Annotated in this window: 18 protein-coding genes; 5 read left to right on the top strand and 13 right to left on the bottom strand. The window is 62.0% G+C overall.

Translation table 11 applies throughout. From position 1 onward, the window contains the following. Positions 1 to 23: 23 nt before the first annotated feature. The 13 genes from NO932_RS09705 to tpiA all read right to left on the bottom strand — a co-directional run bounded on the left by NO932_RS09705 (position 24) and on the right by tpiA (position 13,125). Complete coding sequence (locus NO932_RS09705; RefSeq protein WP_309207200.1) at positions 24 to 665, bottom strand: SGNH/GDSL hydrolase family protein; 642 nt, start codon at positions 663 to 665, stop codon at positions 24 to 26. A gap of 11 nt (positions 666 to 676) precedes the next feature. Continuing rightward, on the bottom strand, positions 677 to 2,035 hold the full coding sequence (locus NO932_RS09710; RefSeq protein WP_309207201.1) for a pyruvate dehydrogenase complex dihydrolipoamide acetyltransferase: 1,359 nt from the start codon (positions 2,033 to 2,035) through the stop codon (positions 677 to 679). Positions 2,036 to 2,047: 12 nt separating this feature from the next. After that, positions 2,048 to 3,454 (bottom strand): pyruvate dehydrogenase complex E1 component subunit beta, encoded by a 1,407-nt coding sequence (locus tag NO932_RS09715; protein WP_309207202.1) that lies wholly within the window; start codon positions 3,452 to 3,454, stop codon positions 2,048 to 2,050. A gap of 22 nt (positions 3,455 to 3,476) precedes the next feature. Next, the gene (pdhA, locus tag NO932_RS09720) at positions 3,477 to 4,487 is read right to left on the bottom strand and encodes a pyruvate dehydrogenase (acetyl-transferring) E1 component subunit alpha (RefSeq protein WP_309207203.1); all 1,011 of its coding nucleotides are present in this window, start codon (positions 4,485 to 4,487) and stop codon (positions 3,477 to 3,479) included. Positions 4,488 to 4,687: 200 nt separating this feature from the next. Continuing rightward, the gene (locus NO932_RS09725; protein WP_309207204.1) at positions 4,688 to 5,014 is read right to left on the bottom strand and encodes a septum formation initiator family protein; all 327 of its coding nucleotides are present in this window, start codon (positions 5,012 to 5,014) and stop codon (positions 4,688 to 4,690) included. A 78-nt stretch (positions 5,015 to 5,092) separates the two neighbouring features. Continuing rightward, positions 5,093 to 6,055: an NAD(P)-dependent alcohol dehydrogenase gene (locus NO932_RS09730; RefSeq protein WP_309207205.1), complete on the bottom strand. Its 963-nt coding sequence runs from the start codon at positions 6,053 to 6,055 to the stop codon at positions 5,093 to 5,095. A gap of 22 nt (positions 6,056 to 6,077) precedes the next feature. After that, positions 6,078 to 7,355: a phosphopyruvate hydratase gene (eno, locus tag NO932_RS09735; RefSeq protein WP_309207206.1), complete on the bottom strand. Its 1,278-nt coding sequence runs from the start codon at positions 7,353 to 7,355 to the stop codon at positions 6,078 to 6,080. Positions 7,356 to 7,494: 139 nt separating this feature from the next. Continuing rightward, a complete protein-coding gene (locus tag NO932_RS09740; RefSeq protein ID WP_309207207.1) occupies positions 7,495 to 7,860 on the bottom strand; it encodes a PRC-barrel domain-containing protein in 366 nt (121 codons plus the stop codon). 65 nt (positions 7,861 to 7,925) lie between these two features. Beyond that, positions 7,926 to 9,224 carry an MFS transporter gene (locus tag NO932_RS09745; protein WP_309207208.1) on the bottom strand — a complete coding sequence of 433 codons (1,299 nt, stop codon included), beginning with the start codon at positions 9,222 to 9,224 and terminating at the stop codon, positions 7,926 to 7,928. Positions 9,225 to 9,428: 204 nt separating this feature from the next. After that, complete coding sequence (locus NO932_RS09750) at positions 9,429 to 9,602, bottom strand: DUF4169 family protein (RefSeq protein ID WP_309207209.1); 174 nt, start codon at positions 9,600 to 9,602, stop codon at positions 9,429 to 9,431. Between the two features lie 219 nt (positions 9,603 to 9,821). Then, positions 9,822 to 11,450: a CTP synthase gene (locus NO932_RS09755; protein WP_309207210.1), complete on the bottom strand. Its 1,629-nt coding sequence runs from the start codon at positions 11,448 to 11,450 to the stop codon at positions 9,822 to 9,824. A gap of 111 nt (positions 11,451 to 11,561) precedes the next feature. Next, on the bottom strand, positions 11,562 to 12,149 hold the full coding sequence (gene secG, locus NO932_RS09760; protein ID WP_309207211.1) for a preprotein translocase subunit SecG: 588 nt from the start codon (positions 12,147 to 12,149) through the stop codon (positions 11,562 to 11,564). Positions 12,150 to 12,369: 220 nt separating this feature from the next. Continuing rightward, complete coding sequence (gene tpiA / locus NO932_RS09765) at positions 12,370 to 13,125, bottom strand: triose-phosphate isomerase (RefSeq protein ID WP_309207212.1); 756 nt, start codon at positions 13,123 to 13,125, stop codon at positions 12,370 to 12,372. 168 nt (positions 13,126 to 13,293) lie between these two features. On the opposite strand from tpiA, the gene NO932_RS09770 reads away from it, so the two are divergent. From NO932_RS09770 to trpC, 5 genes are read left to right on the top strand one after another with little or no spacing between them, the layout of a single operon-like run. Then, positions 13,294 to 15,162, top strand: a complete 1,869-nt coding sequence (locus NO932_RS09770) for a SurA N-terminal domain-containing protein (protein WP_309207213.1) — start codon at positions 13,294 to 13,296, stop codon at positions 15,160 to 15,162. Positions 15,163 to 15,170: 8 nt separating this feature from the next. Next, the gene (gene trpE / locus NO932_RS09775; RefSeq protein ID WP_309207214.1) at positions 15,171 to 16,682 is read left to right on the top strand and encodes an anthranilate synthase component I; all 1,512 of its coding nucleotides are present in this window, start codon (positions 15,171 to 15,173) and stop codon (positions 16,680 to 16,682) included. Then, entirely contained in the window at positions 16,682 to 17,278 is a 597-nt protein-coding gene (locus NO932_RS09780) for an aminodeoxychorismate/anthranilate synthase component II (protein ID WP_309207215.1), read from the top strand. The genes trpE and NO932_RS09780 overlap by 1 nt, the downstream gene beginning before the upstream one ends. A 20-nt stretch (positions 17,279 to 17,298) precedes the next feature. Next, positions 17,299 to 18,312 carry an anthranilate phosphoribosyltransferase gene (trpD, locus tag NO932_RS09785; RefSeq protein ID WP_309207216.1) on the top strand — a complete coding sequence of 338 codons (1,014 nt, stop codon included), beginning with the start codon at positions 17,299 to 17,301 and terminating at the stop codon, positions 18,310 to 18,312. Further along, a complete protein-coding gene (gene trpC, locus NO932_RS09790) occupies positions 18,309 to 19,106 on the top strand; it encodes an indole-3-glycerol phosphate synthase TrpC (protein ID WP_309207217.1) in 798 nt (265 codons plus the stop codon). The genes trpD and trpC overlap by 4 nt, the downstream gene beginning before the upstream one ends. Position 19,107: the final 1 nt, after the last annotated feature.

Consider the following 19,107-nt stretch of genomic DNA (forward strand, 5'->3'; position numbering starts at 1 on the left):
GGCTTTCCTCTTGTTGTTCCGGGCTAGAGCCCGAGCATGTCTTTAACGATCGGCGCGAGAGCATCGCCGATGGCGCGGGTATTGGGGGCGTCGAGATGAACGCCATCGGCCGGCGAGGCCTTGGAGACGGTCGCCGCGTCGAAGAAGCGGCAGCCCGTTTCCTCGGCAACGCGTTGATAATGGGTGGCAAGCTGCCGGCTTTCGGCGATCATCTGGCCGAAATTGGGATCCAGCGCAGGTGCGGCGGTTTCGATGCAATGGGGCGGAGAAACCAGCACGACCTGGGGCGCCGGCGTTGCTGCCCATGGGAACGTTCGAACGATCTCCACAAGGCGCCGCATGCCGCGGGCGGCGCTGAAGGCGCTGCCGCAGATGTGGGATTTCATGTCGTTGGTGCCCAGCATGACGACGACGGCATCGAGCGGCTCATGGCTCGCCAGAAGCGTCGGCAGGACACGGGCTCCGTTGCGGTCGGACGGCGAGGCGAAGTCGTCGAACACCGTTGTCCGGCCGCCCAGGCCCTCGGCTATGACACGAGCCTTGCCGCCGAGGCCGGCTTCGAGCCGGGTCGGCCAGCGGTCCTCATAAGCATGGCGCCGACCCTGGACGACGGGGTCGGTGCCGAAGGTGAGGCTGTCGCCGAAGGCGAGGATGGTTTTCATCATCCTCTCCTTGTTCAAGCCAGCATCATCACAGGTGTTTCGATCAGCTTCCTGAACGCCGCCAGCAGTTCGGCGCCTAGAGCGCCGTCGACGGAGCGGTGGTCGCAAGAGAGGGTGACGGTCATGAACTGGCCGGTCTTGACCTGGCCCTTTTCGGCGTAGACGCGCTCTTCACCTGCCCCTACCGCAAGGATCGTGCCGTGGGGCGGGTTGATGACGGCGCCGAAGTGCTTGACGCCGTACATGCCGAGGTTGGAAACCGCGGTCGAACCGCCCTGATATTCGTGCGGGGCAAGCTTCTTGTTGCGCGCGCGGGTGGCGAGATCCTTCACCTCGTCCGAGATCTGGCGCAGGGTCTTTTGGTCGCAGGACTTGACGACGGGCGTGAAGAGACCGCCGGGAACGGCAACGGCGACGGCGACATCGGAGCGGTGGTGGTAGAGGATGGCGTCGCCCGCCCAGGTGGCATTGGCCTGCGGCACCTGCTGGAGCGCGATGGCCCACGCCTTCATGATGAAGTCGTTAACCGAGAGCTTGTAAGCTGGCTTGCCGTCCTTGTCCTTGGGCGCCGCTGCGTTGATCTCCTCGCGGGCCTTCATCAGATCGTCGATGCGGCAATCGATGGTGAGATAGAAGTGCGGGACGGTCTGCTTGGACTCCGTGAGGCGCGCCGCGACGGTCTTGCGCATGCCATCGGCCGGGACGAGGTCGTAGGTGCCCTCCTCGTACATGGCGAGAACCTGGTTCTTGCCAAGACCTGCTGCGAGCTGAGCCCCCTGCGCAGGTGCGGCGGAGGGCTTGGAGGGAACACCATCCTTTTTCGCCTTCTCGATATCGGCCTTGACGACGCGGCCTTTGGGACCGGAGCCCGAGATAGCGGAGAGATCGATGTTGGCTTCCTTGGCGAGACGACGAGCCAGTGGGGAGGCGAAGATGCGGTTGCCGTCGGTCTTGGGCGCCGGCAGCGGCTCAGGAGCTGGTTTAGCATCCGAGCTTGAAGACGGGGCCTTTGGCGTGCCCTCGGCTTTGGCTTCGGCTTTTTCGTCCGCTTGGCTGACCTTGGGCGCCTCTTCCGACTTCTCAACCTCGGCTTGGCCGGACGAGGTATCGCCAATGTCGTCGGCGTCTTCGCCCTCTTCGAGTAGCACTGCGATGACGGCGTTGACCTTGACGTTTTCCGAGCCCTCGGCAACCAGGATCTTGCCGATGGTGCCTTCGTCGACGGCTTCCACTTCCATGGTCGCCTTATCGGTTTCGATTTCGGCGATCACGTCACCGGAGGAGACGGTGTCGCCCTCCTTGACGTGCCATTTGGCGAGGGTCCCCTCCTCCATGGTGGGCGAGAGGGCGGGCATGGTGATGTTGATGGGCATCCGATGCCTCCCTTAGCTGCGGTAGGTGACGGCGTTGACGGCGGCGATCACCTCGTCGACGCTCGGGAGCGCCAGCTTTTCGAGGTTGGCGGCGTAAGGCATGGGAACGTCCTTGCCGGTGACGCGGGTCACGGGCGCATCTAGATAGTCGAAGGCGCGCTCCATGAGGCGGGCGGCGATTTCCGAGCCGATGCCGCCCTGAGGCCAGCCCTCTTCGACGGTGACGCAGCGGCCGGTCTTTTTGACCGACTCGATCACCGTATCGATATCCAGCGGACGAAGCGTGCGCAGATCGATCAGTTCCACATCGACGCCGGCGGCGACCAGTTTTTCGGTGGCCTGCGTGGCGTAGCGCATGCCCATTGAGAACGAAACGATGGTCACGTCCTTACCCTCACGGGCGATACGTGCCTTACCGATGGGGAGGACGAAGTCATCCATCTTGGGCACTTCGCCGGTCGAACCGTAGAGGATCTCGTTTTCGAGAAAGACGACAGGGTTCGGCGAGCGAATGGCGGCCTTGAGCAGCCCCTTGGCGTCGGCCGCGGTATAGGGAGCGATGACCGTCAGGCCGGGGATGTGGCTGTACCAAGCCGAATAATCCTGGCTGTGCTGGGCGGCCACGCGGGCGGCGGCTCCGTTCGGGCCACGGAATACCATGGGCGCAGTCACCTGCCCGCCCGACATGTAGAGCTGCTTGGCGGCAGAGTTGATGATCTGGTCGATGGCCTGCATGGCGAAATTCCAGGTCATGAACTCGACAATCGGCTTGAGGCCGGCGAAAGCGGCACCGACGCCGAGGCCGGCAAAGCCGTGCTCGGTGATGGGCGTGTCGATCACGCGTTCCTTGCCGAATTCCTGCAGCAACCCCTGGGTGACCTTATAGGCACCCTGGTACTCGGCGACTTCTTCGCCCATGACGAAGACGTCCTTGTCGGCGCGCATTTCCTCAGCCATGGCGTCGCGAAGCGCTTCGCGCACCGTCATGGTGACCATTTCGACATCGTCGGGGATATCGGGATCATTCTGCGGCTTGAACTGAGGCGCAGCGGGTGCATCGACGGCTTTGGTGGTCGGCTGGGACTTGTTCTCGACAGCGTCGGAATAACCGGGCTTTTCGGATTCCTTGGGTTCGTCAGGGCCAATCTCGGGTTCGGGAACGGCGCTGGCGTCTTCGCCTTCGGCGACGAGCGCGGCGATCGGGGTGTTGACCTTCACGCTTTCGGTGCCCTCGGCAACGAAGATCTTGGCGATGATCCCTTCATCGACAGCTTCCACTTCCATGGTGGCCTTATCGGTCTCGATTTCGGCCAGGACATCGCCGGGCGCGACCTTGTCGCCTTCCTTGACGACCCATTTGGCAAGCTTGCCCTCTTCCATGGTGGGCGAGAGCGCGGGCATCAGAATATCGGTAGCCATATGTTTTCTCCTGGGCCTGCGCTTAGTCGATCAGGATGTCGGTGTAGAGCTCGGACGCATCGGGCTCGGGATCGTTGGTGGCAAAATCGGCCGCTGCGGTGACGATGGCGCGGATGTCCTTTTCGACATCCTTGAGCTCGTCCTCGGCAGCGTAATTCTTCTCGATAATGCGCTTGCGCACCTGCTCGATCGGGTCACGCTCCGAACGCATGCTGGTCACTTCATCCTTGGAGCGATACTTCGCCGGATCGGACATGGAGTGACCGCGGTAACGGTAGGTGAGCATTTCGAGAATGTAGGGTCCCTTCCCTGACCGTGCGTGCTCGATGGCGCGCTCGGCAGCATCCTTGACCATGCGAACGTCCATGCCATCGACCTGCTCGCCGGGAATACCGAAGGAGAGGCCGCGCTGGGAGAGATCGGTGGTGGCAGCAGCGCGCTCGAGCGAAGTGCCCATGGCGTATTTGTTGTTTTCGATCACGTAGACGACCGGCAGGTTCCAGAGCTTGGCCATATTGAAGCTCTCATAGACCTGGCCCTGGTTTGCGGCGCCGTCGCCGAAATAGGTGATCGAGACCGAGCCGTCGCCGCGATATTTGGAGGCGAAAGCAAGGCCCGTGCCGAGCGAAACCTGAGCGCCGACAATGCCGTTGCCGCCATAAAATCGGTGTTCGTTGGAGAACATGTGCATCGAACCGCCCTTGCCTTTCGACAGGCCGCCTTGACGACCCGTCAATTCGGCCATCACGGCATTAGGATCGAGCCCCATGACCAGCATGTGACCGTGATCGCGATATCCGGTGATCTGGGCATCTTCGCCCTTTTTCGACGCCATGGTGATCCCGGTCACCACGGCTTCCTGTCCGATATACAGGTGGCAGAAGCCGCCGATCAGGCCCATGCCATACATCTGGCCGGCCTTCTCCTCGAACCGGCGGATCAGCAGCATCTCGCGGAATGCATGAAGCTCCTCGTCCTTGCTCAGTTCGGGTATGTTGGAAGTGGCCTTGGTGGCCGTCGCTTTACGCGCCATGCGACGTCTCCGGAAAGTGGATCGGTGCCGCCACCCCATTGGCGAGGTGCACGGGATGCGGGAGGCATTGATGCACAATACCGCGGCCGATGCTACCGGCAAAGGGGTCGCGTGACGGCGCGAGACCGGATAAACGTCTATAAAATCGATGTATTTAATCGTTAACCGAATTTCGGTTCAGAACACTGATAAACTAAAATTCAGTTTATGTCCTGCGCGTCAGGGACGATGATGATATCGTCGGGATGGACCAGACCCAGGAGCGCTCGGGCCCGTTCAGTGAGAATGTCGGGATCCATCCGCCGCGGGTCGAAGAGCGCTATCCGATGCTCATAGGAATCGATTTCAATTTCGAGCGCTGCCTGGCGGGCTTCAAGGAGGCGGATCTGCTCGAGCATCTCGCGCTGGCTATCAATGCCGAAGGCGCCCGTGACGACATGATAGCCCAGATAGCCCTGAAAGGCGAGCAAACCGGCGGTTATGCTCAACTTGAGGAGAATGGAAGGACGTTTGACGCGGGTGGGCATGGAAACTCGAACCGTAGGACGCTGCCAAGCTTCCTTCATACTTCGTCAAGCTTAAGGACTTCTTGCTTCGGTAGAGCTTCAGTCAGATACCGAAATGATGATCTTGCCGATCGCCTCGCCTCCCCCGATGCGTTGGAGGGCCTCGGCTGCGCGCTCCAGGGGAAAGACGCTGTCGATGATCGGGATGAGCCGGCCGTCGACACATTGTCCCGCCAATTGCGAGAAATCGGGTGGCGAGACCTCGTAAAATAGCACGCCCAGTCGCTTGCGTTGTGTTTTTCCGATGACGCTACCAAAGCAGGCGACGGAGAGAAGACTGCGGATGGTGCCGCCGATAACCACGAGCACGCCTCCCTCGCGAAGCGCCCTGGCGTAGGCACCGGCCGAGCGATGGGCGACGACGTCGATGATCAGGTCATATTGGTCACCGGCAGTGGTGAAATCGATTGTGCGATAATCAATGAACGCATTGGCGCCCAGAGCAAGCACCCGGTCGCGCTTCCCCGGGCTATCAACGGCCGTGATCGCCGCACCGAGTTGCTTGGCCATCTGAATGGCAAAGGTTCCAACACCTCCACCGGCACCGTTGATGAGGATCGAGGGTTTGGGAACGGAACTCTTGCGCAGGCTTTGCAGGGCCAAAGCGCCCGCCTGGGGCAAGGTGGCGGCATCAATGAAACTCAGCCCATCCGGTATATGCGCCAGCGCTGATATTGGCGCGCATGCATATTCGGCAAAGCCACCCCAATTGCCGTCCGAAAGATCCCCGAAAACCGGATCGCCGACTGCAAAGCCCTCTGAACCTTCTCCGAGGGCTTCGATCACGCCGGCGATATCGGCACCGGCTATTTTGTGGGACGGACCGAAGGGCTCGGCAATCCGAGCCAAAGGCTTGCCGATCAGCCGGTCCCAATCCCATGAATTGACCGATGCCGCGCAGACGCGCACCAGCACTTCGCCAGGCCCCGGTTTGGGAACGGGAACATCACAGAGCCTCAATGTGTGGGGAGGACCGTAGCGTTTGGAAACGACCGCGCGCATTGCAGCCTCCCCAAGCGGCTCTCTACGCTCCTTTGAGGATCGAGCGACCGGCGTAACGGCCCGAGGTGCCGAGGAACTCCTCGATGCGGATCAACTGGTTGTATTTGGCAAGCCGGTCCGAACGAGCCAGAGAGCCGGTCTTGATCTGACCGCAGTTCAGCGCCACGGCGAGGTCGGCGATGGTCGAATCCTCGGTTTCCCCGGAGCGGTGCGACATGACCGAAGTGTAGGACGCCTTGTGCGCGGTCTCGACCGCTTCGAGGGTTTCCGACAGCGAACCGATCTGGTTGACCTTGACGAGGATCGAGTTGGCGACGCCCATCTTGATGCCCGAGACGAGGCGTTCGGTGTTGGTGACGAAAAGGTCATCGCCCACGAGCTGCACCCTGCTGCCGATCGCCTCGGTCAGGGCCTTCCAGCCCTCCCAATCGTCCTCGGCCATGCCGTCTTCGATCGAGATGATCGGGAAACGGGCGGTAAGGTCTTCGAGATAGCGGACCATTTCGTCCGAACCCAGCGTCTTGCCTTCGCCCTTGAGGCTGTAGCTGCCGTTGTCAAAGAATTCAGTGGAGGCGCAATCGAGCGCCAGATAGACGTCCTCGCCGGGAGCGTAACCGGCCTTTTCGATGGACTTCATGATGAAGCCGAGTGCGTCTTCGGTGGAGGACAGGTTCGGAGCAAAGCCGCCCTCGTCGCCCACATTGGTGTTGTGCCCTTCGGCCGCCAGACCCTTCTTGAGGGTGTGGAAGATTTCCGTGCCGATCCGCACTGCGTCGGAAATCGAATCCGCGCCCACCGGCATGATCATGAATTCCTGGATGTCGATCGGGTTGTCGGCATGTTCGCCGCCGTTGATGATGTTCATCATCGGCACGGGCAGCAGGCGGGCGTTGGGGCCGCCGACATAGCGCCAAAGCGGCAATGCGCTCGATTCGGCGGCGGCGCGGGCAACGGCGAGGGATACGCCGAGAATGGCATTGGCCCCCAGTTTGCCCTTGTTGGGCGTGCCATCGAGCTCGATCATGGCCTGATCGACCGCGATCTGGTCGAGGGCATCCATGCCTTCGATTTCGTTGGCGATCAGGGTGTTGACGTTATCGACGGCGTTGAGCACGCCCTTGCCCATATAGGCCTCGCCGCCATCGCGCAGCTCCACGGCTTCGTGGGCCCCGGTCGAGGCGCCCGAGGGCACCGCGGCGCGGCCGAAGCTGCCATCGTCGAGAACGACATCGACCTCGACGGTTGGATTGCCGCGGCTGTCGAAAATCTGACGGCCGATAACGTCAACGATAGCAGACATGGAAACGCCCTTTGTTTCTTGTGGTGATGCCGGTCGGCAAACTAATGAACCGGCCGGAGGTGGGAAAGGGCTTGCCGCAAAAATAATGCGGGCGGATGACACCATCCGCCCGCTGATCTCACTCTTATATAAGAGCTACCTAATTCCAGTAGGGATCGACCTTATAGTAGGAGTAGGCTTCCTGCCGCGCATAGAGGCCATCGTCCTTGGTCAATTCGCTGATGGTATCGGCGGGCGCGGCTTCCAGTTCTTCCTTGGTGAAGGGCACGACATAACCGTCCTGGTCCTGATCATAATCGAGTGTGGCCCAAGGGACGGGATGGAACTTCTCACCCATTCCAAGGAAACCACCGAACCCGACAACGGCGAACATGATGGCGTTTTCGGTCTTGTCGAGGACGATATCCTCGACCTTGCCGATCCTCTGGCCGTCGAGATTGTAGACGTCAGTGCCGACGGCACGGGTGGCGCGGATGGCCGTGGTGTGGCCGGATGCAGTAGGCATGAGCAACCTCCGTGGTTTTGTTTTGCCGTCAACGGACAGCACACCACGGAGGTTCCTCGTTTTGCTCAGTCGCTGTCCTGGCGCATAAAGGCGAACGCGGCGAGGGTCATGACAGCGGCAAAGATCATGTAGTAGCCGACGGTGTGCAGGCCGAAGCTGGTCGCAAGCCAGGTGGCGATATAGGGCGCCAACGATGCGCCGAAAATACCGCCCAGATTGAATGTGAGCGAAGCACCGGTATAGCGCACGGCCGTCGGGAAGGGAGCGGCGAGCGCGGTGCCGAGCGGCCCATACGTCATGCCCATCAGCGCAAAGCCAAGGCAGAGGAAGAAGGTGACTCCGAATACATTGCCCGAGCCGAACAGCGGCGCGAGCACCAGCCCGAAAATGCCGATGGCGACGGAAACCAGCACCATGACGCGACGCATGCCGTAGCGGTCGGCGAGGATGGCCGTGGGCGGGATCAGCAGGCCGAAGAAAACCACGCCGATCATCTGCATGACGAGGAATTCTTCGCGGCTATAGCCCAGTTGTGCCGTGCCCCAGCTCAGCGAAAATACCGTCATGATGTAGAACAGCACGAACGTGGCCAGCGCGGCCATGGTGCCGAGAACGAGGCTCACCTTGTGACGCTTGAAGAGGTCGAGAAAAGGCACTTCGACCCGTTCGGCCTTTTCCATCGCCTTGGCGAATTCGGGCGTTTCGGAGATCTTCAGACGAATGAAGAGCCCGACGATCACCAGAAGCGCGCTGGCGATAAAGGGAACCCGCCAGCCCCAGGCGAAGAACTGATCTTCACTGAGCACTTCGGCGAGCAGCAGGAACACGCAGGTGGCGAGGAAAAAGCCCACCGGAGCGCCAAGCTGGGGGAACATGCCGTACCAGGCGCGCTTGCCTTCCGGGGCGTTTTCAGTGGCGAGCAGGACCGCGCCGCCCCATTCACCACCCAGGCCGATCCCCTGCCCCAGCCGGCACAGAGCGAGCAGCAGCGGCGCGACGACGCCGATCTGGGCGTAGGTCGGCAGGAAACCGATGAGCACGGTGGAAATACCCATGGTCAGCAGCGCCGCGACCAGCGTCGCCTTGCGTCCGATGCGGTCTCCATAGTGCCCGAAGATCGCAGCTCCCACCGGGCGCGCGAAAAAGGCGATGGCGAAGGTCGCGAGCGAAGAAAGCAGCGCCAACATGGAATCGCCAGCCGGGAAGAAAAGCTGCGGAAATACGATCACCGCGGCAGTGGCGTAGATGTAGAAATCGAAGAATTCGATGGTCGTTCCGATCATCGAAGCGGCGAGGACGCGGCGGGCGGAATTGCCTGTCGCGGCCGGCGCCGCAGCGGGTGCGGCAGTGGTGGTGGTCGACATGGTCTTGTCCGGGCGCACGAGACTGATCGGCGGCCGGAAGAAGCCGCCGCACAAAGCGGATGGCGCCGTTGATGATCAACGCTTTGGGCGCGCGAACGGGAGGAGAACGTCCGAGCGCCGGCGTGGAGTACCGCACGGTACGGTTCGACGCAAACGTTTTTGAAACAGCGTTTCGGGACGAAAAGTCGCGGGTTGGCGGAGAGATCAGTCGCGCTTGTGGCTATCGAGATCGCGGTTTTGCTTATCGGATAGCTTGCGCTGCCGGTCCCTCTCGGCTTTGGTGCGGCCGAATTTGGCGCGATTGGCCTCGGCTGCCTGTTCTTTCTCGGCGCGGGCCTTTGCCTTGCGCGCCTGACGGAGGTTGACGATTTCTGCCATGGGAACGCGCGGGATCGAACTTCTTCGGGTGGAACAATGAAGCGCTGCGGGTCTCCGGGTCAAGCCCAAGACGACGAGATGGAAAGAATCGCGCTTATCGCCGGGGCCCTCCGGAGAAAATCCTGAAGACGCAATATGAGGTTACGCGTACTCGTCCGGCGCTGCCACCGACCGGATGCCGACACAAGGCCGGCATGCCTCCGGAGTGAATTGCCCTCCTTACACCAGCCGGCTCTGTTCGACAGCCGCCGCGATAAAGGATTTGAACAGCGGGTGCGGTTCGAACGGGCGAGACTTGAGCTCGGGGTGATACTGGACACCGATGAACCAGGGGTGGTCGGTACGCTCCACGATCTCGGGCAGCGTGCCATCCGGTGACAGGCCGGAGAACAGCAAACCGTTGGCCTCGAGCACCTTGCGGTACTTCATGTTGACCTCGTAGCGGTGGCGATGGCGCTCGGAGATGCGGTTGGTGCCATAGATGTCGGCCACCCGGCTGCCACGCACGAGCTGGGCCGGATAGGCACCCAGACGCATCGTGCCGCCGAGATCGGTGTCCTCGCCGCGCTGTTCCTTGTTGTTCTCCTTGACCCACTCGGTCATGAGGCCCACGACCGGCTCCTTGGTGGGGCCGAATTCGGTGGAGGAGGCTTTCGGAATGTGCGCGGTGTTGCGCGCCGCTTCGATGCACGCCATCTGCATGCCGAAGCAGATGCCGAAATAGGGCACATCACGGATGCGGGCGAAGCGGGCGGCGTTGATCTTGCCTTCCGAACCCCGCTCACCGAAGCCGCCGGGGACAAGAATGCCGTGGATGCCCTCGAGATATGGCTGCGGATCGTCACGCTCGAAGACCTCGGAGTCGATCCATTCGAGATTGACCTTGACGTTGTTGGCAATGCCGCCATGGGCCAAGGCTTCGGAAAGCGACTTATAGGCGTCCTTCAGGCCGGTATATTTGCCGACGATGGCAATATTGACGACGCCCTCGGGGTTGTGGATGCGGCGGGAAATCTCGCGCCAGCCTTCCAGATTCGGCTCGGGCGCGTTCTTGATGCCGAAGGCGGCAAGCACTTCGTCGTCCAGCCCTTCCTCATGATAGGCGATCGGCACGTCATAGATCGAGGAAACGTCCAGCGCCTGGATCACGGCCGAGGGACGAACGTTGCAGAACAGGGAAAGCTTGCGCTTTTCGCCTTCCGGGATGGGACGGTCGCAGCGCACCAGCAGAATGTCGGGCTGAATGCCGATGGAGCGCAACTCCTTGACCGAATGCTGGGTTGGCTTGGTCTTGAGTTCGCCCGCGGACGGAATGAACGGCATCAGCGTCAGATGAACGAATACGGCATCGCCGCGCGGCAATTCATTGCCCAACTGGCGGATGGATTCGAGGAACGGCATGGCTTCGATATCACCGACCGTGCCGCCGATCTCGCAAAGAACGAAGTCGTAGTCCTCATTGCCCGAGGTGACGAAGCTCTTGATCTCATCGGTGACGTGCGGGATCACCTGCACGGTGGCGCCGAGATAGTCGCCGCGGCGTTCCTTGGCCAGAATGTCTGAATAGATGCGCCCGGTGGTGACGTTGTCCTGCTGATTGGCAGAACGCCCGGTGAAGCGTTCATAGTGCCCCAGATCGAGATCGGTTTCCGCACCGTCGTCCGTGACGAACACCTCGCCGTGCTGATAGGGCGACATCGTGCCAGGATCGACGTTGAGATAGGGATCGAGCTTGCGCAGCCGCACCCTATAACCGCGCGCCTGCAGCACGGCGCCGAGAGCCGCCGAAGCCAAACCTTTTCCGAGCGAGGAAACCACGCCACCGGTGATGAAAACGTACCGAGCCATGGACTTTTACCTTACATATGCCGCTTTCGATTCGAAGCGCGAAATTGCCGCGCCCACACAAAAAAGAAGGGGATGTCTCCATCCCCAATCTTTGAAACCTGTCCGGCGGGTTTAATTGCCGGGGGTGGTTGTCGGTTGCGCCGCCGGCGCAGGTTCGTCAGTCGTCGGCTCGGCCGGAGTTGCAGGCGCCTCTTCCGCTTCAGCGGGCGCAGGCTCGGCTTGTTCGGCAGGCGCGTCGACAACAGGTTCCTCGGCGGCCGGCTCGGCCGGTGCCACGGGGGCCGTCAGGTCCGGCTCTGCCGCAGGAGCGGCTTCGTCGGTGGCGGCCGGCGCGGCAAGGTCCTCGTTTTCAGCAGCAGGCTCAGTCGGGACGGAAAGATCGTCATTGCCCGTCCCCAGCGCATCGAGCGCGTCGAGAACGGTTGCCGGGCTGCCGTCGGGGTTCTGGGCTGCCTGATCGAGGATCGAGGACGCACTGCGGTCGGACTGGCTGATGATGGTCAGGCCGATCGCTGTGACCATGAAGAGGGTACCAAGGATCGCCGTGGTGCGGGTCAACAGATTGGCCGAACTGCGAGCGGACATGAAGCCACCGCCGCCGCCCATGCCGAGGCCGCCGCCTTCTGACCGCTGGAGCAGGATCACGACGATCATGGCGATCACGATCAACAGATAGGCGACAATCAGTACTGTGGCCATGTAACGGTTCGTCCTTTAACAACTCACGCCTCGGCGCGGCATATGGGAGCCAGGCGCCGTTGGCGCAATACCCTGACATTTATGGTGCTTAACAACTCAAGCCCTGCCCGTCCGGCGGGACGTGGAGCAAGGCTTTGCACAGGCATCGCGTTGGGCGGCGTTCTACACGCAAAGATCGGCATTGGCCAGCCCCAGAACGCCACAGTTTTCCCCAACTGCTTCAGGCGGCAACGATGATGGAAAAGAAGTCGTTGGCCAGAAGGCTCGCCCCTCCCACGAGCGCGCCGTTGACATTGGCGGTCCTGAGGATTTCGCCGGCATTGTCGGGCTTTACCGAGCCGCCGTATAAAAGAAGTGCCGCCTCTCCCGCCGCGCCGAACCGTTCAACGAGCAGCGCGCGCATATGGGCGTGCATTTCCGCGATATCGCCAATAGTGGCGGTGCGACCGGTCCCGATGGCCCAAACCGGTTCGTAGGCGACGATTATCTGGGTGTTGCCGAAATCATCGGGAAGCGATTGGGCGAGCTGCTCGGCCACCACCTGATTCGCCCGCCCCTGCTCGCGTTCGGCTTCAGTTTCACCGACGCACACGATCGGGACGAGGCCGGCCGCCAGCGCGGCTCGCACCTTTTCGCTCACCATGGCGCTGGTTTCACCATGGTCGGCGCGGCGCTCGGAATGGCCTAAAATAACGTGAGAAGCTCCGGCGTCGAACAGCATGGTGGCGCTGACATCGCCGGTATGAGCGCCGCTGACCTTGGCGTGGCAATCCTGCCCGCCGATGCGAATGGGGCTCCCCTCGGCGCGTTGCGCCGCCCGATGGATGAGGGTGGCGGGCGGACAGATGAGCACATCACTGGCGATCTCGCCGGCTTCCTCCAGCAATGTTTTGAGGTGGGCAAGCTGCTCGAGCGCCGCCCCCGTTCCATTCATCTTCCAGTTCCCGGCAATCAGCGGCCGCAATTGCTCCTGCATCCCTACCCCAACAACGCCTTGCACGCATAATCAGAATGGCTTAACCCGGCCTCCGCAAGCGTGCTTGCAGGGCCTTATGCACCCTGTCTATTATGCGCGCGCCTCGAACGCCATAGGGCAGCGCCTAAGACAATAGGCGAGTGCCCGCCTTCAACCGATCGGACCACAATGCTCGACAATCTCCGCAATTTCGGCCGCAGCTGGATCGCCAAAATCCTCCTGGGTGTGCTTATCATCGCCGTGGCTGGTTTCGGGATTCCGAGCGTTTTTCTGGACCTCAACGCCAATACCGTGGCGCGCGTGGGCGACCAGAACATTTCGGTGCGCGATTTCGACCAAGTCTACCGCTCGCAGCTCAACCAGTTCGCGGCCCAGACCGGGATGGCGCCCACGGCGCAGCAGGCCGTCAGCTATGGCCTGCCCAACGCGGCGATCGCGCGGCTGGCCAACGACGCGTCGATCGAAATTCTGGCGCGAGACCTGGGCCTGGGTGCGTCGGACCAGAAGCTCGTCGAACTGGTGCGGCAGGATCCGAGCTTTGCCAGCGCCATGGGACTGTTCGACACCGGTGAATTTACAAACATGCTGCGCAATTCCGGCTTGACCGAGGCCGAATATCTCAACCTTCAGCGCCGCGCCGCCAGCCGCGAGCAGGTGGGAATGGTCTTCAACGGGGCCTACGTTCCGCAGGTGGCTCTCGATATCGCGCGCTCTTATGACAACGATCAGCGCACCATCGAATATGTCGAGCTCAATCCGGTGCTGTTCGAGGTGACCGAGGAGCCGAGCGAAGAAGAGCTGACCCAGTTCTTCGAGGAGAACCAGACGCGATTCCGGACCGTGGAAACGCGCCACGTGAGCCTCCTGCCGCTGACCGCTGAGGCACTGGCGGCCGGCGTCGAGGTCACCGAGGAAGAAATCGCCGCCGAATATGAGCGTACTGCCGGTCAATACGTTTCTCCCGAACGCCGTACCGTTCACCAACTGACGCTGCCCGACGCGGAAGCGGCGCAGGCTTTTGCCGAAGGCATCGAGGCTGGGGCATCGTTTGCCAGCGTCGTCTCTCAAACCGGAATGCAGACCGAGGTGACCGAACTGGGCACCTTTGCGCAGGGTGAAATCACCGATGCGGCCGTCGCCCAAGCCGCCTTCGGGCTCGAGGAAAACGGCTATGCCGTGATCGAGGGCGCCGAGGGACAACGGGCTATCTGGGTGAGCTCCATTCAAGAGGAAGGCCAGGCTCCGCTGGAAGATGTTCGCGGGGAGCTGGAGCAGGCGCTGCGGCTGGAAAAGGCCCAGGACCTGTTGTTGACCGCCTATGACGAGATCGAGGAAGCGCGGGCGGCGTTCCTGCCGATCGAAGATGTGGCCGAGCGCTATGGGCTTGAAGCCCACGATCTCGCGTTGACCGCTGATGGGGCCGCGCTCGCCGAAATCGAGACCTTGCCGCAAGGTTCGACCCAAACCATCGTCGATGCAGTGTTCGCGGCGTCAGCCGATACGCGCGTTACGCCCGCGATCAATCTGGGATCGAACCGGACCGTGTTTTTCTCGGTCGAGGAGATCGAACCGGCGCGCGACCAGACGCTGGATGAAGTTCGGGACGAAGCGATCGCCGCCTGGCAGGATCTTCAGACCGACATGGCGATGACGCGCGCGGCCGAAGACATGGTGGCTGCGATCGACAGCGGCAGCGACCTGTTCACGGTTGCCGCCGAAAACGGGCAGACGCCACAGACATCTTCCCCCTTCACCCGCAACACGGCCAGCGCCGGGCTTGATCCGCAAGTGGCGCAGGCTGCCTTCCAGGGCGGCGAGGGGCATGCGGGTTACGTTCCCACCCAGGATGGCGGCATGGTGGTCTTCCAGGTGACCCAGGTGACGCCGGCCTCTGCGGATGCGACTTCGCAAGTGGCCGAGGCGATGGAAACCAGCTTCGCTGACCTGATCTTCGCCAGTTTCGTCGAAGGCCTGCGCCAGGATCTGGGTGTCAGGATCAACCAGGAAGCCCTTAACCGCGTGATCGGGCTGCAATAGGCGGGATCATGTCGGACGACAGCGAGTTTACGGCCTTTGCCAAGACCTATGAGGCCGGACAGGGCCAGGTGCTCTACCGGCGCGTTGTGGCGGATCTCGAAACGCCGATCGGCACCTATCTCAAGCTCGCCGAAGGCAGGCGTTACAGCTTTCTTCTCGAATCGGTCGAGGGCGGCGCTGTGCGTGGACGCTATTCGATCATCGGGCTCGAGCCGGATCTGCTGTGGCGGGTGGTCGAGGGGCAGGCGCAAATCAACCGCTCGGCGGCAACCGACAGGGAAGCCTACGCTCCCTTGCCCGACCAGCCGCTCGATGCGCTGCGCGCGCTGATCGCCGAAAGCCAGATCGACATGCCCAGGGAACTGCCCGCCAATTCGGCGGGGGTTTTCGGATATCTGGGCTATGACATGGTGCGGTTCATGGAAGAACTGCCCGACGCCAATCCCGATACGATCGGGGTTCCCGACGCGTTGATGATGCGCCCGTCGATCCTGGCGGTTTTCGATACGCTCAAGGATGAGCTGTTTTTGTCAGCGCCGGTCTATGTGCGCGAAGGCATTAGCGCGCGGCAGGCCTATGAGGCGGCCAATGAACGGATCGAGGACGCCATAGCGCGGCTCGAACGTCCCCTTCCCCGTGGGGGCGACATCCCCGACCTCGCAAAGATCGAAGTCACCTCCAACACTTCGCGCGACGATTATTTCAAGATGGTGCGCGCGGCTCAGGACTACATCGCCGCGGGCGACATCTTTCAGGTGGTTCTCAGCCAACGGTTCTCAGCCGATTTCACGTTGCCGCCAACGGCGCTCTACCGTGCGCTGCGGCGTACCAATCCCTCGCCATTCATGTATTTCCTCGATATGGGCGATTTCGCCGTCGCGGGGTCGAGTCCCGAGATCCTGGTGAGGGTCGATCATGGGGAAGTCACGATCCGCCCGATCGCCGGCACGCGCAAGCGCGGGGCAACACCCGAACGCGACCGCGAGTTGGCAGAGGAATTGCTGGCCGACCCCAAGGAACTCTCCGAGCACCTGATGCTGCTCGACCTCGGGCGGAACGATGTGGGGCGGGTAGCGGAAATCGGTTCGGTGAAGGTCACCGACAAGTTCTTCCTCGAATACTATTCCCACGTCATGCACATCGTCTCCAACGTGGTGGGCAAGCTCGACCCCAAATACGACAATATCGACGCACTGGCGGCGGGTTTTCCGGCGGGAACGGTTTCCGGAGCGCCAAAGGTGCGGGCGATGGAAATCATCGACGAGCTCGAAGTGGCGCGGCGCGGCGTCTATGCCGGATGCGTGGGCTATTTCGGAGCCGATGGGCGGATGGACACCTGCATCGTGCTGCGCACCGCGATCCTGAAAGACGGCAAGCTCCATGTGCAGGCCGGCGCGGGGATCGTTGCAGACTCCAAGCCCGAACTCGAGCAACTCGAATGCGAGAACAAGGCGCGCGCCCTTTTCAGCGCCGCCGAGGAAGCGCTACGCTATGCTGGTCAATCGAAGGTGGGCCAGTGATGCGCGTCCTCGTCATCGATAACTACGACAGCTTCACCTACAACCTCGTCCATTATATCGGCGAGTTGGGTGCGGAGGTCGAGGTCGTGCGCAACGACAAGATCACGCTCGATGAGGTGGCCGCGCGGGTGCCCGAAGCGATCGTCATTTCTCCGGGGCCGTGCACCCCGAATGAAGCAGGCATCTGCCTGCCGCTCATTTCCCGTTTCGCCGGCGAAATCCCGATGTTCGGCGTGTGCCTGGGCCTGCAATCCATGGGACAGGCGTTCGGCGGAGAGGTGGTGCGTGCACCCGTACCCATGCACGGCAAGGTTTCCACAATCACCCATGATGGGCGTGGGGTGTTTCGCGGACTGAACAAGCAGTTCGAGGCCACGCGCTATCACTCACTGGTGGTGCGGGACGAGAATTTGCCACGCGATCTGACGGTGACGGCCCGCTCCGACGATGGGCAGATCATGGGGCTTCAGCATCGGGATTTGCCCGTGCATGGCGTGCAATTTCACCCCGAAAGCATCTCGTCGGAGAACGGGCATGCCATCTTGCAGAATTTTATCAATATCGCGCGCGACTTTAATACCGACCGCGCCGCCTGAAACCAAGCGAAAGGGACGCCATGGACATCAAGGGAGCGCTCCACCGGCTAGCGGATGGCAAGGACCTCACCGGCACCGAAATGCGCGAGGTGATGGAGATCATCATGTCGGGGGAAGCCACGCCCTCGCAGATCGGCGCATTTCTGATGGGCATGCGGGTCAAGGGCGAAACCGTGGGCGAGATCGCGGCGGCCGTTTCCATCCTGCGCGCCAAGATGGTGCCGGTCGAAGCTCCATTCGACGCCATCGATATAGTCGGCACGGGCGGGGACGGCGCGGGGACGCTCAACATTTCGACTGGGGCTTCGATCGTCGTCGCGGCGGCGGGCGTTCCGGTGGCAAAGCACGGCAATCGGGCGTTGTCGTCCAAATCGGGCTCAGCCGAGGCGTTGCAGAAACTGGGCATCAGCCTGGAGCTGTCCCCTGAGCAGATCGCGACATGCATTCGCGAAGCCGGGATCGGGTTCATGTTCGCGCCCAACCATCACCCGGCGATGCGACACGTTGGGCCGACACGCGCGGAAATGGGCGTGCGGACCATGTTCAACCTCCTCGGACCCCAAGCTAACCCTGCCGGGGTGCGGCGCTACCTTCTGGGCGTCTACGATAATGAATGGGTCGAGCCGGTGGCTGCGGCGCTATTGGCCAACCAGGCGCAGTCGGCCTGGGTGGTGCACGGCGATAGCGGTCTCGATGAACTCTCGACCACCGGCCCATCCTTTGTTTCACAGATCAAGGGTGGCAATCTCACCTCGTTCGAGGTGACGCCGGAAGAAGCTGGCCTGCCCCGCGCTTCTCTCGCCGACATCGTGGGCGGCGATCCCGAACACAACGCGGGCGAGGTGCGCAAGCTGCTCGACGGTGCCACGGGCCCCTACCGCGACATCGTCCTGCTCAACGCGGCGGCGGCATTCATCGTTTGCGATAAGGTCGAAACCCTTCGCGACGGTGTCGCGCTGGGCGCCGAGACGATCGACAGCGGCAAGGCCAAGGCCACGCTTGATAAGCTTATCGCGGTTTCGGGGGAGGCATGAGCGACATTCTTCGCAAGATAGAAGCCTATAAGCGCGAGGAGATCGCGGCGGCCAAAGCCGCCTTGCCGCTGGCTGAACTCAGCGCCATGGCGCGCGAGCAGAACGCTCCGCGAGGCTTCGTCAATGCGCTGAAAAGCAAGCGCGCCACCGGGCAATTCGGGCTGATCGCCGAGGTCAAGAAGGCCAGCCCGTCCAAGGGGCTGATCCGACCCGATTTCGATCCGCCGGCCTTGGCCAAGGCTTATGAAATCGGCGGTGCGGCGTGCCTGTCGGTTTTGACCGACACGCCTTCGTTTCAGGGACTACCGGAATTTCTTGGCGCCGCCCGCGCGGCGACGTCACTTCCCGTGCTGCGCAAGGATTTCCTGTTCGAACCGTATCAGGTCGCCGAGGCACGGGCATGGGGCGCCGATTGCATCCTCATCATCCTTGCATCGGTTGATGACACTGCGGCGCGGGTACTGCTCGAGGCCACTGCCGAATGGGGTATGGATGCGTTGGTGGAAGTGCACGATGCGCCGGAAATGGAACGCGCCCTTGAGCTAGGAGCCGAATTCGTCGGCATCAACAATCGCGATCTGCGCACCTTCGACGTATCGCTTCAGACCACCATAGAGCTTGCCGGTATGGTGCCGGACGATCGCCTGCTGGTGTCTGAAAGCGGGATCTTCACGCATGCGGATCTGCTGCAACTTCAAGCGAATGCCGGGGTCGGCTGTTTCCTCGTCGGAGAAAGCCTGATGCGGCAGAGCGACGTTGCGGCGGCGACACGCGCCCTGCTGACAGGAGATTGAG

Origin of the sequence: Pelagibacterium sp. 26DY04, from assembly GCF_031202305.1 — a bacterium.
Taxonomy (GTDB): Bacteria; Pseudomonadota; Alphaproteobacteria; order Rhizobiales; family Devosiaceae; genus Pelagibacterium.

What these genes read in the sequence shown, in the direction of transcription:
- NO932_RS09705 (WP_309207200.1), bottom strand. Translation starts at nt 665, where the DNA reads ATGATGAAAACCATCCTCGCCTTCGGCGACAGCCTCACCTTCGGCACC.
- NO932_RS09710 (WP_309207201.1), bottom strand. Translation starts at nt 2,035, where the DNA reads ATGCCCATCAACATCACCATGCCCGCCCTCTCGCCCACCATGGAGGAG.
- NO932_RS09715 (WP_309207202.1), bottom strand. Translation starts at nt 3,454, where the DNA reads ATGGCTACCGATATTCTGATGCCCGCGCTCTCGCCCACCATGGAAGAG.
- pdhA (WP_309207203.1), bottom strand. Translation starts at nt 4,487, where the DNA reads ATGGCGCGTAAAGCGACGGCCACCAAGGCCACTTCCAACATACCCGAA.
- NO932_RS09725 (WP_309207204.1), bottom strand. Translation starts at nt 5,014, where the DNA reads ATGCCCACCCGCGTCAAACGTCCTTCCATTCTCCTCAAGTTGAGCATA.
- NO932_RS09730 (WP_309207205.1), bottom strand. Translation starts at nt 6,055, where the DNA reads ATGCGCGCGGTCGTTTCCAAACGCTACGGTCCTCCCCACACATTGAGG.
- eno (WP_309207206.1), bottom strand. Translation starts at nt 7,355, where the DNA reads ATGTCTGCTATCGTTGACGTTATCGGCCGTCAGATTTTCGACAGCCGC.
- NO932_RS09740 (WP_309207207.1), bottom strand. Translation starts at nt 7,860, where the DNA reads ATGCCTACTGCATCCGGCCACACCACGGCCATCCGCGCCACCCGTGCC.
- NO932_RS09745 (WP_309207208.1), bottom strand. Translation starts at nt 9,224, where the DNA reads ATGTCGACCACCACCACTGCCGCACCCGCTGCGGCGCCGGCCGCGACA.
- NO932_RS09750 (WP_309207209.1), bottom strand. Translation starts at nt 9,602, where the DNA reads ATGGCAGAAATCGTCAACCTCCGTCAGGCGCGCAAGGCAAAGGCCCGC.
- NO932_RS09755 (WP_309207210.1), bottom strand. Translation starts at nt 11,450, where the DNA reads ATGGCTCGGTACGTTTTCATCACCGGTGGCGTGGTTTCCTCGCTCGGA.
- secG (WP_309207211.1), bottom strand. Translation starts at nt 12,149, where the DNA reads ATGGCCACAGTACTGATTGTCGCCTATCTGTTGATCGTGATCGCCATG.
- tpiA (WP_309207212.1), bottom strand. Translation starts at nt 13,125, where the DNA reads ATGCAGGAGCAATTGCGGCCGCTGATTGCCGGGAACTGGAAGATGAAT.
- NO932_RS09770 (WP_309207213.1), top strand. Translation starts at nt 13,294, where the DNA reads ATGCTCGACAATCTCCGCAATTTCGGCCGCAGCTGGATCGCCAAAATC.
- trpE (WP_309207214.1), top strand. Translation starts at nt 15,171, where the DNA reads ATGTCGGACGACAGCGAGTTTACGGCCTTTGCCAAGACCTATGAGGCC.
- NO932_RS09780 (WP_309207215.1), top strand. Translation starts at nt 16,682, where the DNA reads ATGCGCGTCCTCGTCATCGATAACTACGACAGCTTCACCTACAACCTC.
- trpD (WP_309207216.1), top strand. Translation starts at nt 17,299, where the DNA reads ATGGACATCAAGGGAGCGCTCCACCGGCTAGCGGATGGCAAGGACCTC.
- trpC (WP_309207217.1), top strand. Translation starts at nt 18,309, where the DNA reads ATGAGCGACATTCTTCGCAAGATAGAAGCCTATAAGCGCGAGGAGATC.